The organism is Flammeovirga sp. OC4, from assembly GCF_000812565.1.
Taxonomy (GTDB): Bacteria; Bacteroidota; Bacteroidia; order Cytophagales; family Flammeovirgaceae; genus Flammeovirga.
This window is the reverse complement of sequence record NZ_JTAM01000074.1, coordinates 1-17,142: the sequence shown is the minus strand read 5'-3', so window position 1 is coordinate 17,142 and position 17,142 is coordinate 1. Positions and strand designations below refer to the sequence as shown.

Sequence of the window (17,142 nt, the reverse complement as noted above, 5' to 3'; positions counted from 1 at the left end):
AATACATTGTAAACTAAATTTTCGTTAATTAAAATAACTCTCTTTATGAAGGATTAATGGTAGTGTGTTGTGGTTCGCGAGGACGTTGCAATGCAACGTACTAACTTTGACTTATTGATTGATGATAAAAAAACACGAAATATAATTTTGAGATAAAGAGCTAATATAAAATATTGTTGTTAGCAAAAGAGGACGCTCAAGTTGACAATATGAAAAGGAATAAGATCGTATACAACGTTAGGTTGCTAAACCCGTTAGGGACAGATGATCCCCTTTTCACTTTCTAAAAGACCGAACAGTTCGTTGGGACCTAGATCCTGTTTTCAGTACGTTGGTGTCAAAGAAAGTTATCAACTTAAACGCCTCAATCAAGTCATCATAAAGGTTATCAATTATCATGAATCAAGCAAATTCTTCTCTTATCGGTATTGATGTTTTAGACAAAAAACTTGATTTTCTATACACTGACTCTTACAAAAAGAATGGAGTGAAGAAGGTAGAGAATAGAATGACAGGTTTTGAAAAACTTGAGAAGTTGATCTCTAAGGATACCCGTTTAGTTTTAGAAGCTACCGGAGTATATCATTATAACTTATGCAGTCATTTTTATAAAAAAGGACATACTATCTATGTTGTTAACCCAAGAGCGGTTAAATACTATGGAATGGCTAAACTTCAACGTGACAAAACGGATAAGGTAGATGCAAAATTGATTTATGACTATGGGCAAAATATGGTATTTTCTGGAGAAGTCGCTGTTCGTGAATGGAAACAGCCATCAGAAATAGAACTGAAAAGACAACAGTTACTAACCATAATACAGCTTGAGAAAAAGCATTTAAATGCTTATTCATCTCAATTACATAGTTTTAAAAGATGTAATGATACCAGTGATGCTATTTTTGAGTTGCTTCAGACAAAAATTGCATCTTCTAAAGAATTAATCAAAGATTATGAAAAAGAGCTTAATGGTTTGAATTCTGAACAGGACATCGCTTATCTCAAGTTGATTCAAACAATTCCAGAGATTGGTCCTCAAAGTGCAATGGTATTTTTACATATACTGAATCAGTTTCGGGATTTTGAAACAGCAAAGCAAGTGATTTGTTATCTTGGTACAAACCCTAGGGAATATGAATCAGGATCATCCATTAAAAGAAACAAAGGAATATCAAAAATGGGGGCTCATGATGCTCGAAAAACGCTCTATATGGCAGCTTTATCTGCTAAGAGGTATAATATAGAATGTGGGCTTTTATATAAACGATTAAGAGAGAAAGGAAAAAAACACAAACAGGCAATGATTGCCGTAGTCAATAAACTTGTTAGACAGGCTTTTGGTATCTCCAAGAGTGGAGAAATATATAATGCTAATTATCAAAGTTTCAATCTAAATCTCTCTTAATCATAATTAATATGAGGTGGTTTTATAGACATCTTTCAAAAAAGATGATGGGTTGTTATGTCCGAAAATTAGAAAGCTATTCATTATGCCACAAAAATGATAACCGAATAAAATTTGGTTAGTTTTGAAAATAAATTTGCTTTTTAATACAGTTCGTCCCTACGGAGCTAGTAGACATCATCGATTGACATTAAAAAAAACCTCTTCAGTCTCAGTGACCAAAGAGGTTTTATGGTGTGCGGAGATAGCATGAATGTGATCTCTACGGGGAGAGTTTTAAACTAAGAAGATATCCACAACATCATTCTTAACTCTTAACTCAAATTAAAATTCTTTCGCACCGAATTCAGACTTCACTTTCTTCGACTTGTTCTTCAAGCTATTGAAGTTATATGTAATATTGATGATCAACTGATCCACTTCATATACGTAGTTTGTTGTCGTGTAGAATTGTTGCCTTTGTTGAGTACCATCTGCTAATCTTGCCGTATAGTCTCCTCTTGTTGTGATGCGTTGCTCGTTGGTTTCCAATAATCCCATATCCATGTTCAACCATTGGAAGTTCACTGCTAAACGGTTATCCAAGAATGTTTTCTTGATGGATAAGTTCGGGCTATAGAACCTTGAGTCTTCACCTTGTGCTGTAATTCTTTCAGAAAGGTAATTGAAGGCAAAGTTCGTTGATAATGTTTTCGTAATTTGGAAGTTCGTATTGATATTAAAACTGTATTGCCATGCTTTTGTATCTACAGGAATAGTAATCATCCAATCACGGTCTGTATCATCGTAGTCAAATTGTCCTGTAATATGTTGGTGGTAAACATTACCGCCTGCATAGAAATCCCACCAATCTGTCAGTGTCAATGAAGTACCTAATTCAAAACCAAATACTTTAGAATTACCTACATTGGTATAAATACGGTTCAGTACTGAATCACTGTCAAATGTGTTGGTTCTGTTGATCAAGTTTTCAGTGTTTCTGAAATAAGCTGTTGCAAAGATGGTATGATCACCAATTTCTTGAGTAGCTCCTAATTCTACCAAATCAATAAACTCTGGTAATAAGTCCGCATCACCTTGCTCTAATGTCTCTGAGTGCTCTTTCTCCTTGAATGGGTTCATTTTGAAAGTCGTTGTTCTCTGTACACGCTTTGAGTAAGCCGTTTTCAATGCAAAACCGTCCGTTACTTGGTATTGTAAATTGGCTGAAGGGAACAGTTTGAAATAATCATACTTCTTCACTTCTCTGTTATTTTCTGGCATCAACTGACCATTTTCATAACCCAAGAAATCCACTTGACGGTCCATGTATTCAGCCCTTAAACCAGCTCCATAAGTCCATGCTCCTTTTTCGCCTGATAACTGACCGTATGCTGAATGAATGTTTCTTTGAAGGTTTAAGTTCGAAGAGTAATTATCTACAATTTCCCAATTACCAGTTGGTCTACCATCTTGTAATTGCTCTCTTTCGTACAAGAAATCACCTTTATGATCTAAGGTTCTGAATTGATAACCGACTTCAAATAGACCTAATTTCGAAGGCTTGAAGCTATAATCAATATTCGCTCTGAAACCGTTTAATGGGTTTTCATTCGTGTTTCTTTCCTTTAGGTAATAGAACTGTTGATCTACAGGCGTTGTAAAACCATCTCTTTGGTTGTCATTGAATGTAGGTCCTCCCAATAACGTGTATTCATATAATACTGAGGCTGAAAGTTTAGATGAATTCGCAAACTTGTGGTTGAAATCAAAACTAGTCACAAAGAAATCAGATTGTCTGTTTCTTGAGTTGTGGTTGTAGTATTTGAAAGCTTCAGCAGGATCTTGGTCTGCAAAACGGTTGTCATTGTAATAGATATCTGCCAAACGTGTTTTGTCTCTGATACCACCCATGGCTGCAAAATTGAAGCTTGTGTTATCAGTGGCTTGATATCCCAATGAAAGGTTGGCTGAGTAGTTTTCTTCAACATACGAACGCTCTCCATCAGAAGGAAACATAAATTTTGGATCATCATCAATTTGTGTCCAAACATCGCCTTCTCTTCTACCCGACTTGTCATTTCTTTGGTAAGATGCACCTAAAGCCCAGTTCAGCTTGTTTTTTTGTTGAGCAATCGTGAAGTCGCCACCATAACGCAGTGGATTTTTACCATTATCGTAATTTTCAATGGCCGGTAAACCATATCTCACATTCACTTGAGCATATAGGTTGTCCGATGCACCTTTGGTAGTGATGATGTTGATAATACCCGCTTTACCTTCAGAATCATATTTTGCTGATGGTGCCGTAATTACTTCAACATTTTTTACAGCATTGGCAGGCAATTGATTTAAGATGGTTGCCGCATCCGACTGCACTGGCTTACCATTCAATAAAACTACAAATCCAGAAGATCCTCTCACCGATAAATCACCTTCAGCATTAATACTTACAGACGGCATATTTTTCAATACATCTGTAGCAGTACCACCCGCTGCCGCTTCAAATTTAGTAGCGTCATATACTTGACGATCTACTTTTGTCACTGCTGTCAGTTGTTCTCCTTTGACTTCAATTTCTTGAAGCATTTGATTGTCTTCTTGAAGGGCGATAGTTCCCAAGTTTATACTATTACCTTTCAATTCGATTCCGTTCTTGGAAAAAGTTTGGAAACCCATAAATGCAACTGTCAGCTTATAGTTTCCTTTTTTTAGTTTTGATAGATTGAACTCTCCTTGAGCATTGGTTACCACACCCGTAATTAGGCTGTTGTCTGTCTCATTATATAATGCTACAGTAGCATATTCAATTGGTGCTTTGCTGCTCGCTTCCTGCACTTTACCTGATATGCGATTCTGTGCAAAGAGCATGGTTGAAGAGATAAGAGTCATAGTCACACACATGACCATTGTTCTCACTGCTCGAGTGATTAGTTTCATTATTAGATAGTTTGATAATTGTTAGAAAAATAACTTTTAGTAGTAAACTCTAAATTTCTATTTTAAGTAGTACATCTATTTATCGTTTACTGTCTCAATTTTGCTACGGTCAAAGGTAATTAAGATAATTTATAATAAAGAGGTCTATTTGAAAGAAAAAGGGTTTAAATGATGTCTTTTTTAATGTATGAATTCAAATCATTCTAGAAAGCTTTCAGTAGTGACAAAATGTTATCTTTTGAAAAAGAAGGTATTGCGAAATCATAAAAAAGGATAGCTTTTGTAAATGAGGAATAAAAAAAGGTGACATTACACCACTTCTATAACTATTTGTATAAATTATATGAAATAATTAAGTAAATTCACTCGAGAAGAAGGATTCATTAACGACACGCCAAAGTACTTTTGGAACTATATTCATTACATTAGTGTCGATAGAAATGAAGTGAGACTAATTTTTTGAATCTAAGAATTAAAAATATATAATTCATGAGAGAAAGAAAACCAAGTAAACCAGCATTAGAACTAAAGCACAAAAACGGAAAAGTATTTGTTTATGAAAATGAACAATGCATCAAATCTTTTAATAATGAATTAATGGCTTTAGGTTTTATCAATAGATTGAAATTTGAAAAAATGGCCTTGAAATAATTAGTGTGCCTGCATTTGCATTTCAGATTTTTAGCACTTCCCCATCACTTATTAATCTGATTTATACTAAAGACAGACTATTCTAGTAAGCTCATTTAAAATGAGCATATCACACACCTACTTTTCTGTTTTTTTTATCTTTGATTGATTTGAAATAATCACCTTTACCGAAGAGTAGGTAGATACTGCATAAGGAACTAAGTAAGTCGTCAAAATTTGAATTACTTGTCGATTGCTCAACGTATTATCAATAATATCAGCCCCATGATTTATAAATGCTAAAAGGGTACCTACCAATAGTGAAAGTTTCAATGCAGTGTAAACAACCTGCTTCGATAGTATTATTTTAAAAATCATCTTCGTTTTTTCGATTCAATTGAAATAATTCCTCAAAGACCAAATTGTTTTGTATTTTTCCAATAAAAATGGCTTTAATCTCTCACATCAATTAAAAAGAACGAATTCAACTTCGATAAAATGATGACAGACGAAAAAAAATTAAAAAGAACAAGTAAATTACTCAGCCTTGTTTTGAGGCATAAACCGCAGACTATTGCTATTACATTAGATGAAAATGGCTGGACAGACGTAGAGATTCTTATGAAGCAACTTGAGGCTTATCAACATCCCATCACCCTTCAAGAATTAGAATTTTTAGTAGAGAACAATAATAAAAAAAGGTTTTCCTTCAATGAGGATAAAACCATGATTAGAGCAAATCAAGGACACTCTGTAAATGTAGATTTAAACCTTCAACCTATTACACCTCCAAGTATTCTCTATCACGGGACCGCTGAGAAATTTTTGAAAAGTATCAGAGAAAAAGGGCTTATTAAGAAAAATCGACATCATGTGCATTTAAGTGCCGATATTGAGACAGCACGAAGTGTAGGACAACGTCATGGAAAGGTGGTCATTTTTGAAGTCAATACTCAAAAAATGCTTGAAGAGGGAGTTCTGTTTTTTAAGAGTGAAAATAATGTATGGTTAACTGATACCGTTCCCTTTCACTTCTTGAAGCAAATCGATTAAACGAAACGCTTTTCCCTTCAAGGCGGAGAAAATACGAACTAAAAAAATCGAGTAGAAAGATCACTGGCGCGAATGTGAAGTGATAACGTCATTCGTGTCCCAAAGATCATCAAAAATCTCCTGATTTCTAACAAACACAATTTTTAAAATATAGAGCTTTTTCATAAAAACTGAAGCTGGTTCAAGTCTTAAGCTGAAAGCGTGACTTGGACCTATATTTAAAAAAATCTGTAAAATTATAGCAGGTTCGAAAAGTATTAGCCTTTATCTCACTACATTTTTTCCCAATAAAAAAACTGCTATGCTCTAATTTCTACAATTAAAACATAGCAGTGATTGAAGGTAAACTCCTCAATACTATTTAACCACTTTAGCAGGGTAAATCAAGTACGGTTTGTTTCCTTTTGGAGGAATTATTTTGATAGATTTAATCTTAACATTTCCCTGATGAGGAATGGCATTTAATGTCACTTCTTTACCATATTCTGGTGGAATAGGAATTTTAATTGAAAACGATGAATTGACTCCTTTTGACTTTTTAAGCTTGTAGGTACCAATAGGATTGGATAGCATCTGTAATTCAATATTTGCTACTTCACTCACCAACTCATAATTTACTTCGGCATCCCAAGTATTTACATAAAAACCTGGATCATTAAATACAGTTTTGAAAACGATACCACTTGCCTTCTTATTTTTTGAACCTTTCGCATACAAGAATGACGTATCTTCATATAAATCATCCCATTTCTTGAAACGATTAGGGTCAGAAGATACGTAATAAGCACTTTTCTGTCCTACTTTTCGAGGTTTGATGACGCCACCTTCCACAAAGACAGTTTTCTTTTGTACAATATTGTCGCTTGCATTACCTACCATAATTTCAAACTTTCCAGCCTCTACCATATACTCATTTTGAGTGGTATCATAATAAGAGAATGCTTCATAAGGTACAATAATATCGACATTTGTAGATTGACCTTTTTCTAATGTCACTTTTTTGAATCCTTTCAAGGCTTTTTGGGCCGTCTTCTGAGTAGATTTCAAATCACGAATGTATACTTGCACTACCTCTTTTCCTTCTTGACCACCTGTATTTTCTACATCAATACTCACTGTTAATCTACCATCAACCGAAAGCTTTTTATGATTCAATTTCATGTTTTTGATTTCGAAATCAGTGTAACTTAGGCCATATCCAAACGGATATAAAGGTTCTCCTTTGTAATACATATATGTTCTACCCGACTGAATTGAATAATCATGAAAATCAGGTAAGTCTTTATCCGACTTATACCAAGTCGAATTCAGTTTACCGCTCGGGTTCACATCTCCAAATAATACATTAGCTAATGCAGTACCCTGTTCTTGACCGTTTGGCCATGCACAAACAATCCCAGAAAGGTTTTCTTGCTCCCACTCAATCGCTGTTGGTCCACTTGGCACTAATACCAAAATCACATTATCGTTCACTTCTTTTACCGCTTGGATCAATTCGTGTTGTTTACCAGGTAACTTCAACGATTTTCTATCTACATTTTCAGTTGAAGTCTCTTCATCATTACCTACGATCAAGATGACTTTATCAGAAGTTTTAGCGACAGCCACTGCCTCTTTGATTTTCTCTTTATCTGACTTGTCACCCGTTACACTACAACCTTCAGCATAAGCTACCTCAGAACCTAAATATTTTTGAATGCCATCTAAAGGTGATACTTTACTTTTAGGGTGACCCGAATAAATACCCATCCAACATCTGTTGGCAAAAGGTCCAATTACTGCTAATTTATCTGAAGACTTTTGAAGAGGTAAAGCGTTATCATTTTTCAGAAGTACAATCGCTTCTTCTGCTGCCCTTAAGGCAATTTTCTTATGATCCTCACATTCTAATACGGAAGAAGGAATTTTTGAATAAGGGTTTAAAGCAGGATCATCAAAATCACCCGTCATAAATCTCAATCTCAACAATCTTCCCACTGAAACATCAAGATCAGCTTCAGTCATCAATCCTTCTTTGATTGCATCGTCCAAGGCGTATACCATTGGAGCCAACTTGGTTTTATTTCTATAACACTCTTGATCGACACCTGCTTTGATGGCCATTGCAGCCGCTTCAGCTTGAGATTTAGCATAATGCATTCTTGTCTCTATCCCTTCAACCGCAGTCCAATCCGCAATTACATAACCTTCAAAACCCCACTCTTCACGTAATACACCATTGACCAACCAATTGTGTGCTGAACAAGGTATACCATTTAAACCGTTTAATGCCGTCATAATACCTGTAGCTTCTTCATCTACGATACATGTTTTGTAAGCAGGGAAATAGTATTCATATAATTCTTTTCTATTGATATTAGAGTGAATTTTCTCTCTGTACTTGTCTACATTATTTGCAACGTAGTGCTTTACTGTAGTTACTGTTTTCACATAATTAGGGTCGTTACCCTGCATACCTCTTACATACATTCTTGCCATTTCTGACATTAAATAAGGATCTTCACTGTAGCACTCACCATTACGGCCCCAACGAGGATCTCTTGCCATATTTACAGTAGGTGAAAACATCATCACCTCTTTTTTTCCTGCATTTTTTAAGGCTCTTGCCTCATTAGAAATAGCTGTAGCCACATCGTACATCAAGTCCGGGTTCCAAGTACTTCCCATTGCTATATTCTGAGGAAACTGCGTACAGTTCCAAGCAATAATACCATGCAATGCCTCTCCGTACCATTCAAAAGCGGGGATTCCCAAACGTTCCATTTCAGGAATTTTAGAACCACAATAACTAATTTTTTCTTCCAATGTCATCTTTGACAAAAGGTCTTGCACTCTATCTTCCACTTTAGCATTGGGGTTTTTCCATGTCTGTGCTTTAAGCGGTAGTGTTGCTACCAAAAATAGAAGTAAATAAAAAAATCTGCTGTATGTTTTCATTTCATCATAGATTTATTGTAAAACTTACACAAACCTATATTGTGGCATTAAAGAAGCCGAAAATTGCCTATGGACAAAAGTAGGACATCCACTTTTGCCACCCATATATCATATAATTCTTAGAAAAAAGGGGGATAAATTTAAATCTTAGTGAAAAATTTTTAAGTCTTAAAAATCATTTAATTACTCGATTAAAAAATCTCCATTCAATAAATATAGTTCTATCTTAAACAAAATTCCACAATCATGTTGGCTCGTTAATTTGTATAAAAAGTATTGATTCTATTAAGATAATATTGTCGTTAAATTCAACTTTTTCTCAGATAATAAAAATTAACGTTCTCTGCATGATCTCTGAGTACAATTTAAAAACAGTATAATACTATTTGATTTTTCGGTTTGATAACCTTCATCATAAAACACGGATTTTAAGGAATTTAAACCGGTTGCAATAGTAATTTTATCAAAAAAATATATAACTTTGACCATTATCAACCTTAATAACCTACACCGACATGAGAACATCGTTAGCTATTAGCGAGAGTACCCTAAAGTGGGGCTCTAAGAATCTGTTTGACTCAAAGAAAGAGTCGGAAACAACACAAGAAAAAGATAATAAAAGTAAACGTCCTATTTCAAAAAAGAAATAAAAACACTTACATTATTTTACTATCGCAACCTAAAACAACTTATTACTTAACAAAAGAGAGGCATATGTCTCTCTTTTTTTATTGTGTAATGATTTCAAGCGGATCGGATGCTATAACAAAGTACACCATAATTGAAACTATGGGTAAGTGATACTGCAACCTATCCAAGACTAAAAGTCTTGAAGGTTGAAATGTAACATAGTTTTTATGGTGGTTCTTGAGTCACAAGGCATTTTGGCTCTACAGGTGAGCAAGATTTTTTCAATTGTAGGAGTCAAACGAGCCCTACTCAATATGAGTTCAATTTTTTTATTTTCCTTTTGAATAATGATGTATTTAAAAGACAAAATTTATTACAATGCTTCTTTTTACATTTCTTGAAAAGTTTGTTTTTGGTCAAAATTCCAACTGAACAAAATATAGACATAAGGTTTAAAACATCATATAATACGAGGTTATATCTGAACATTGCTCTGATTAGTATATCTAAATTAAGATCAGGATGTGCTATTCATTATGTTTGATTAAGCAGTTACTGTTTTGAAGTACTAAATTTTTATATCAACGAAGCGAACCTGAGAAACGAAATGAAAAAAATTATTCAAATCATTATCTTAATGACGCTTTCAATACAAACCTTTTCTCAAAATATCTGGGAAAATGAGGAAGTATTTGAAAAGAATAAGTTAGATGCACGAGTACCCTCTTACTCCTACTCTTCAGAGGAGGATGCCAAGACCTTGGATAGAAGCAAGAGTAAATTGATGATGCTAAATGGCACCTGGAAATTTAATTATGTTGATGATGACGAAAAACGACCTTTAGACTTTTATAAAAAAGATTTTAAAAGCAGTGATTTTAATGATATAGAGGTACCCTCAAATTGGGAACTAAAAGGGTATGGGCAACCCATTTATACCAATATAGTTTATCCTTTTACTCCTCATATTTTGGAAGGTAAATTACCCAATTATGATTGGAGAGGACCAAGACCTCCAATGCCTCCTTTTATTTATAGAGATAATCCAGTTGGATCGTATTACAGAGATTTTGAAGTTCCAGAAAATTGGGAAGGTGATGATATCATTTTACATTTTGGAGGGGTAACATCTGCATTCTATGTTTGGATAAACGGAGAAGAGGTAGGTTACAGTCAGGGAAGTAGATTGGCTGCAGAATTTGATATCACAAAATACATTGTGAAAGGTAAAAATAGAGTAGCAGTTCAAGTATTTAAATACAGCGATGGCAGTTATCTCGAAGATCAAGATATGTGGCGATTAGCGGGTATCCATAGAGAAGTTATGATCTTGGCTCAACCTAAAATATCTATTACAGATTTTAGAGTAAAGACGATTTTAAATGATGATTTAACGGAGGCTACACTGAAAGTGGAACCCCAAATGTGGAAATCATCGGAACATATTGAACTAAAAAACTTTACCATAAAAGGCAAACTGTATGATGATAACGGAAATGAATTAATTAAAAACCTCTCTGATGTTTCTGCGGATGATGTAGTGAATGTTCGTTGGCCTCAAAGAGATCTTCCTATCATACCAAGTCTTAAAACTACTTTAAACGATCCAAAGTTGTGGTCTGCTGAACATCCTCATCTTTATACTTTAGTCATATCTTTACACGATAAGGATGGGAAATTATTAGAAGCGAGAAGCGAAAAAGTAGGCTTTATTAAAGTGGCTTTTGATAACAATCAGGCACTATTAATTAATAATGTTCCTACAAAAATATTAGGGGTTAACCGACATGACCATCATCCTGTAAGAGGGAAAGCGGTAACAAGAGAGGATATGGAAGAAGAGGTGAAGATGATGAAACGCTTTAACATCAATGCGGTTAGAACATCTCACTATCCGAATGATCCCTATTTCTTGGAACTGTGTAACAAATATGGTTTGTATGTAATGGCCGAAGCTAACATAGAAACACATCATTTAGGTGGATATATTCCGAATAAAACGTCTTGGATTGCGCCACTAATGAGTAGAGTCTTCCGTATGGTGGAAAGAGATAAAAATAATCCTAGTATTATCTCATGGTCGCTTGGAAACGAGGCGGGAACAGGACCTGCTTTTGCAGCCGCTGCGGCATGGATTAAAGATTTTGATCCTTCAAGATTTATCCACTATGAAGGTGCACAAGGGGACCCGACACATCCAAAATATCAAGAAGGTTTCGAGATTGGGAATTCTCCAGAAATGGCAAACCCTACCGACCCTCCATATGTAGATGTGATAAGTAGAATGTACCCTAATTTGTCACAAGTAGTCAATATGTCGAAAAGCCCTTATATAAAAAGACCAATAGTGATGTGTGAGTATATGCACGCTATGGGTAATTCGATGGGAGGACTTGGAGAGTACATAGATTATATTAGAAAAACACCGAATACCATAGGTGGATTTATCTGGGACTTTAGAGACCAAGGTTTAGTCACGAAAAATAGCAAAGGGGAAACATTTTATGCCTACGGTGGTGATTTTGGTGATGTTCCTAATAACCAAAATTTCTGTATGAATGGTGTTTTTGCATCAGATCTAACGCCTCATCCTCACGCTTACGAAATGAAACATGTTTTTCAACCGTTCGAAATCAAGTGGGATGATAAAGAAAATGGAGTAGTGAAAATCAAAAACAGATTCCATGATTCATCATTTAGTGATTATCAATTCGTATTGGAACTTTTAGAAAATGGTGTGGAGGTGCAAACTTCAACATTAGAGAACATAGATGTAATGGCAGGAGAGGAAGCGACTTACACACTTCCAATAAAAAAGAAACTCATCAAATCGGATGCGGAGTATCTCATTAATATCAAATTATTAGAGAAAAATGATAGATTATGGTGTAAGGCTGGAAGTGAAGTGGGTAGTACTCAACTTGTCTATCAAAACAAACCTCAGTCAATAGTAGGAAAGAGCAAAAGAGCATCGAAAAATCAATTTAAAATTGAAGAAAAAGGTGATCAGCTAATCGTTAAGAGTGAAAATACAAATGTTGTTTTCTCTAAGAAAAATGGAGAATTGGTCTCTTATCAAATAGAAAATGAAGAATTTTTAAAGCAACCTGTTAAAGTAAACTTTTGGAGACCATTGACAGATAATGATATGAGAGGATCTTCTGCTTACTCTATGCGTCAATCAACTAAATTTTGGAGAGGTATAGATAAGAAATGGTCTACAAAAGTTACATCAAACCCATTGAAAGGAGGAGATGTAGAGGTGAATGTTCATCATACAATGGAAGATCAAGTGGACCTAAAGCTTACTTATATTGTTACTTCTGAAGGTGTAAAAGTAGATATGCATCTAAATGCAGATAGCGACTTACCTGACCTGATTAATTTTGGATTGACGATGGGAATCGATAAAAGTTTAAATCAAACTGCCTTTTATGGAAATGGTCCTCATGGGAATTATATCGACAGAAACAGAAGTGGTCAGAAACGTTTGTATTCACTCAATACAGACGATTTGTATTACGCTTATGTAAAGCCTCAAGAAAATGGTAATAGAACAAATACAGATTGGGTGAAATTTACGAATAACAGTTCATCGGAATTATTTATTCAAGGAGAACCTACTATCGAGTTTTCTGTATGGCCTTATTCGGCTTCAAAAATTAGAAAAGCAACCCATCAATATAAACTGATTGAGGATGATTTTTATACTTTAAATATCGGTTTAAGACAAGCAGCCCTTGGTGGAACTTTAACCCACATACAAGATCAGTTTTTGATGAAATCTGGTGAGTATCGTTTTAGTTGTATCATAGGTGGTAAAATTGATACTAAAGAGGTCAATTAAGCACACGCTAAAGGAATAGACCTACTGTTCTGAGTCTCCCGACTTCGAAAAGAAAATCTACATTTTCATGCATTTCGAAGTCGGGAAATTTCACCAATCTATCATCACAAGTGGCGCCTATCGGCTTAACGCTTCCAATATGGTTGTTAGGTTAATGTCATGTATATAAAATGTTTTTTGTGGTGGTTCTTAAGCCACAAAGCATTGTGGCTCTACAGAGAAGCAAGACCTTTTCAATTTTAAGACTCAAACGAGCCTATTACAATCTCCCCCTCTTCATTCTTAATTCTACACTCTTCCCTCTTCCCTCGAAAAACGCCTCTCATTGTTTACTATACACTTTCTAAACTGGAATTGATGTTGTTGGTCGAAATAATAATGACTTCAAATAAAGTTTAATGACATTTGTTAAGTGATCAATAAAGAAAATCATGAGAACGCTATATTTACTTATTCTTACCCTTCTATTTGTTTCGTGTATTGATGTTCATCAAGCTCCAAACATACAAGGTACTTGGGAACTGATATCTGCAACAACAATTAAAGAAGACACGGTAATTGAACAAGATTTAACTGGAAAAAGAATGATAAAGATAATTAATCAAGATCATTTTGCTTTCCTAAATCATGATGATCATAAGGGTACAGAGGATTCATTGGCACATTTTGTAGCGGGTGGAGGAGCGTATACTTTAAGTGGAAATCAGTATAAAGAACAATTAGAATATTGTAATTACAGAGCTTGGGAAGGCAATGATTTCACTTTTAAAATCAAAGTATTAAAAGATACGCTTATTCAGGAAGGAAAAGAAGAGATAGAGGAACTTAATGTTAGTCATACAATCATTGAAAAATATGTGAGGGTAAGAAATAACCGAACGGCTAATGTTTATGCCCTCCCATTAATGTAAATCAAAATAAGAGCATATTCAAAAGTAGAAAAATAGATTATAGATTCATATTTCATTTCATTACACTATTAATTAAAAATTAGCGGTAGACAATGTTGGAAACCATCTCTTCATAAAGAGATGGTTTTTTGTTGTTTTTGATATTATGGAATATACTCAAATAGATCATTACCACTTTTGCCTCCAGAGTTAGTAATAACTCCTCCACCGATATACGCCTTACCATTTATTGAAAAAGAGAAATGTCCCCCCCTTTCTAACGGCCCAATACTGTTCTCTTTAGTCCATCTGTCTGAAGAGGGATCATATCTCCAACAATCTCTTGTATAACTTCCTCCTACTTTTGAACCTCCAGTAACGTAACCATAACCATTCATTACGAAAGCACTTGTATATTTTCGAGCATCATTGAAATCCGCTACTCTTAACCACAAATCAAGTATAGGGTCATATTTCCAAAAGTCTACCATACCCGTATTTGAAGCACCATTTCCTACGTATGCTATACCGTTGATAGTAAATGCTGTGGTCTCAGTTCTAGTAAAATAATTCTGATATCTAAAATCTTCTATCCTAGTCCAAGTTTTTTCTGTGGGAGAGTATTTGTAAAAATCTCCATATTTCACTGTGCTATAAGGTTCAAAATCAGCTCCCATCCCAATATAGATATCACCATTAATAGAAAAATGGGTCGCATAATCTCTTCTTCCACCAGGATAAGTTGCTAATTCAGTCCAAAGCGAAGTTGAGGGATCATACTCCCAAAACCTGTTTTCTTTCTTTGCTGAATAACAATAAAGTTTATTACCATTTGAGGTCAATACACCACTCCATTTTAATGAAAATGGAATCTTAGACTTCTCCCAGGTATAATCTGAAGGATTAAATTTCCATAAGAAAAATTCTTCTGAACTAATGTCTCTAGAACGTGCAATTACATAGGCCTCATCGTTGATCACAGCAGCATTGTTGATTGACCTATAATATGAAAATGGTAAACTATCTGACACCATCACCCATTTATCTTGAATATTTAAATCTAAGTTGTATTCTGTTACCATATCCAACACTTGAACTCGAACTTTGGCTTTTTTTCTTGGGAAGGGTCCCAGTGGTATTCTAGTGTTAATGGATGATACATCTCCATTAGAAACTACTGTTTCTACTTCTTCAATTGTGATTTTATTTTTTCTATAATCTGGGTGAAAATGTTCTCCTTTGATTGTAATGCTTTGATTAGCATATACATTTTGGGGAACTGATAAAATTGTCGGTGCTTTAATTTGATACTTTTTATCAAAAGTTACTTCCTGTAATTGACTGTTTACCTTTATTGAATCTGAGCTTGTTGCTATATCTAATGGAACAACGACTTTGATGGTTTTTCTATCGGCATAAGTGATTTCACCCATAACATTTCCAAAGTAAACTTTGTTGCTAATTACTTCATCGTCAAAATGATTTCCAGTGATGGTTAAGGTTTCGCCAATAACGCAATTTAATGGAGAAATGCTTGTTAATTCAGGCTTGTAAAGTGAAAAAAGAAGAGCATTACTTTCTCTATTTCCGATCTTAATAACCACATTATTCGTCACACTCTCTAAAGCAGAGGGAACTACACATTCAATTATAGAGTCTTCAGTGTTAATCACTCTTGCTCTAACCTCATTAAAATATACATAAGTCAGTCCTGTTCTATCTTTTAAGTATTGACCTGTAATTGTCAATGTATCCTCTCTATACCCTAACTCTGAAGAGAGAGACTCAATAACAGGAGCTGCATTTTTATTGGCGATAAAGCTTTTTGTATCTCCGTAAAAAAATACCTCAGAAGATTGTACAAACACCCTAAAAAAATAGGTATCACCTTCATTTAAACCATTTGGAACATAACAGCTAACTTTATGATCTGTATTCACTTCTGTAAACACCGTTTCACTGTTAGTAAAAAACTCATCTGTACTGTATTCTACTCCCACTTTGGAAATTTCAGTTGCATAGGGTTCATAATTGCCCGAAAGATTCACTCCTCCACTCGAATGGAATGAAGCATCATTTGTAATGACTTCAGGGTCAGAAGGTATAAGTTCATTCTCATTTTCGTTCTGACAAGAAAATAAGAGTACAAAAAATAAAAAAAAGGCAGAATAGTTTTTAATCATTGTTGCTATAAGTAATTGTAGTTAACTGAAAAAATACTTTACATTTTAATGGTCGATTTGCTTGAAGTTTGTAAAGCTTACCAAAAATATAGATCAGACACACAAATTACAAAAACGTTACTTGTAAATCGTAAAAAAGATTTACTACACTGTAACTATATTCTAGAATATTATTATTAAAAAAATCAGGAGTTTTTTGATGATTTGATGAACACGAGTGCCACCTTCGTTTAACATTCGTGCCAGTGGCATTCTACCCAATTCGTTTGGCAGTACTTTCCTCGGCCTTGAAGGGAAAAGCGTTAAGAATTTCATGAAGTGAGTCGTTAAAAATGATTTTACTATTTGAGCATCTCAAAACGATGAAGTTTTGATCGAGTTAGCCTTTCAATAGGCGAGAGAAATGGAATTTAGCTTTTGACTTCTAAGCCTTGAATTTTTTGCTTCGTTTTTGTTTCAAGACAAAACCTTAGATTTATAGTGTTGTATTTATCTAAGATAGTAAATTGCTTTTTAAAACTAGGGTAAAAGAAATAAGTAAACCATAAGACAAAATAATTTTTAAAATTACGTCATTTCTTGGACTTATTTCTTTTAACAGAGTAGAGCCTAAATAAGAGATTGTTTCAACCCCGCTAAGGTTGGTAG

The 17,142-nt window shown here is 34.5% G+C and carries 9 protein-coding genes; 5 read left to right on the top strand and 4 right to left on the bottom strand.

What is annotated here, in order from left to right; all coding sequences use genetic code 11:
• The first annotated feature begins 397 nt into the window (after nt 1-397).
• Nucleotides 398-1,405, top strand: a complete 1,008-nt coding sequence (locus PL77_RS25160; RefSeq protein ID WP_044211559.1) for an IS110 family transposase — start codon at nt 398-400, stop codon at nt 1,403-1,405.
• Nucleotides 1,406-1,729: 324 nt separating this feature from the next.
• Here the strand turns inward: PL77_RS25160 and PL77_RS25155 are convergent, their stop codons facing one another.
• Nucleotides 1,730-4,324, bottom strand: coding sequence for a TonB-dependent receptor domain-containing protein (locus PL77_RS25155; RefSeq protein ID WP_253274019.1), 2,595 nt, complete (start codon nt 4,322-4,324; stop codon nt 1,730-1,732).
• A gap of 489 nt (nt 4,325-4,813) precedes the next feature.
• On the opposite strand from PL77_RS25155, the gene PL77_RS31910 reads away from it, so the two are divergent.
• The gene (locus PL77_RS31910) at nt 4,814-4,975 is read left to right on the top strand and encodes a hypothetical protein (RefSeq protein ID WP_156152534.1); all 162 of its coding nucleotides are present in this window, start codon (nt 4,814-4,816) and stop codon (nt 4,973-4,975) included.
• 117 nt (nt 4,976-5,092) lie between these two features.
• On the opposite strand, the gene nrtS is transcribed toward PL77_RS31910, so the two are convergent.
• Entirely contained in the window at nt 5,093-5,332 is a 240-nt protein-coding gene (nrtS, locus tag PL77_RS25150; RefSeq protein ID WP_044211557.1) for a nitrate/nitrite transporter NrtS, read from the bottom strand.
• Between the two features lie 120 nt (nt 5,333-5,452).
• Between nrtS and PL77_RS25145 the strand changes: the two genes are divergently transcribed.
• On the top strand, nt 5,453-6,007 hold the full coding sequence (locus tag PL77_RS25145; RefSeq protein ID WP_371199263.1) for an RNA 2'-phosphotransferase: 555 nt from the start codon (nt 5,453-5,455) through the stop codon (nt 6,005-6,007).
• A 357-nt stretch (nt 6,008-6,364) separates the two neighbouring features.
• On the opposite strand, the gene PL77_RS25140 is transcribed toward PL77_RS25145, so the two are convergent.
• The gene (locus tag PL77_RS25140; RefSeq protein WP_082026721.1) at nt 6,365-8,944 is read right to left on the bottom strand and encodes a glycoside hydrolase family 3 C-terminal domain-containing protein; all 2,580 of its coding nucleotides are present in this window, start codon (nt 8,942-8,944) and stop codon (nt 6,365-6,367) included.
• Nucleotides 8,945-10,181: 1,237 nt separating this feature from the next.
• Here PL77_RS25140 and PL77_RS25135 point away from each other — a divergent pair.
• Nucleotides 10,182-13,421: a glycoside hydrolase family 2 TIM barrel-domain containing protein gene (locus PL77_RS25135; RefSeq protein ID WP_044211556.1), complete on the top strand. Its 3,240-nt coding sequence runs from the start codon at nt 10,182-10,184 to the stop codon at nt 13,419-13,421.
• A 431-nt stretch (nt 13,422-13,852) separates the two neighbouring features.
• On the top strand, nt 13,853-14,332 hold the full coding sequence (locus PL77_RS25130) for a hypothetical protein (protein ID WP_044211554.1): 480 nt from the start codon (nt 13,853-13,855) through the stop codon (nt 14,330-14,332).
• Nucleotides 14,333-14,475: 143 nt separating this feature from the next.
• Here PL77_RS25130 and PL77_RS25125 read toward each other — a convergent pair whose 3' ends face one another.
• Nucleotides 14,476-16,494 (bottom strand): IPT/TIG domain-containing protein, encoded by a 2,019-nt coding sequence (locus PL77_RS25125; protein WP_044211552.1) that lies wholly within the window; start codon nt 16,492-16,494, stop codon nt 14,476-14,478.
• Between the last annotated feature and the right edge of the window lie 648 nt (nt 16,495-17,142).

Excerpts from the sequence above, each read along its gene's own strand:
- PL77_RS25160 (WP_044211559.1), top strand. The coding sequence starts at position 398 with ATGAATCAAGCAAATTCTTCTCTTATCGGTATTGATGTTTTAGACAAA.
- PL77_RS25155 (WP_253274019.1), bottom strand. The coding sequence starts at position 4,324 with ATGAAACTAATCACTCGAGCAGTGAGAACAATGGTCATGTGTGTGACT.
- PL77_RS31910 (WP_156152534.1), top strand. The coding sequence starts at position 4,814 with ATGAGAGAAAGAAAACCAAGTAAACCAGCATTAGAACTAAAGCACAAA.
- nrtS (WP_044211557.1), bottom strand. The coding sequence starts at position 5,332 with ATGATTTTTAAAATAATACTATCGAAGCAGGTTGTTTACACTGCATTG.
- PL77_RS25145 (WP_371199263.1), top strand. The coding sequence starts at position 5,453 with ATGATGACAGACGAAAAAAAATTAAAAAGAACAAGTAAATTACTCAGC.
- PL77_RS25140 (WP_082026721.1), bottom strand. The coding sequence starts at position 8,944 with ATGAAAACATACAGCAGATTTTTTTATTTACTTCTATTTTTGGTAGCA.
- PL77_RS25135 (WP_044211556.1), top strand. The coding sequence starts at position 10,182 with ATGAAAAAAATTATTCAAATCATTATCTTAATGACGCTTTCAATACAA.
- PL77_RS25130 (WP_044211554.1), top strand. The coding sequence starts at position 13,853 with ATGAGAACGCTATATTTACTTATTCTTACCCTTCTATTTGTTTCGTGT.
- PL77_RS25125 (WP_044211552.1), bottom strand. The coding sequence starts at position 16,494 with ATGATTAAAAACTATTCTGCCTTTTTTTTATTTTTTGTACTCTTATTT.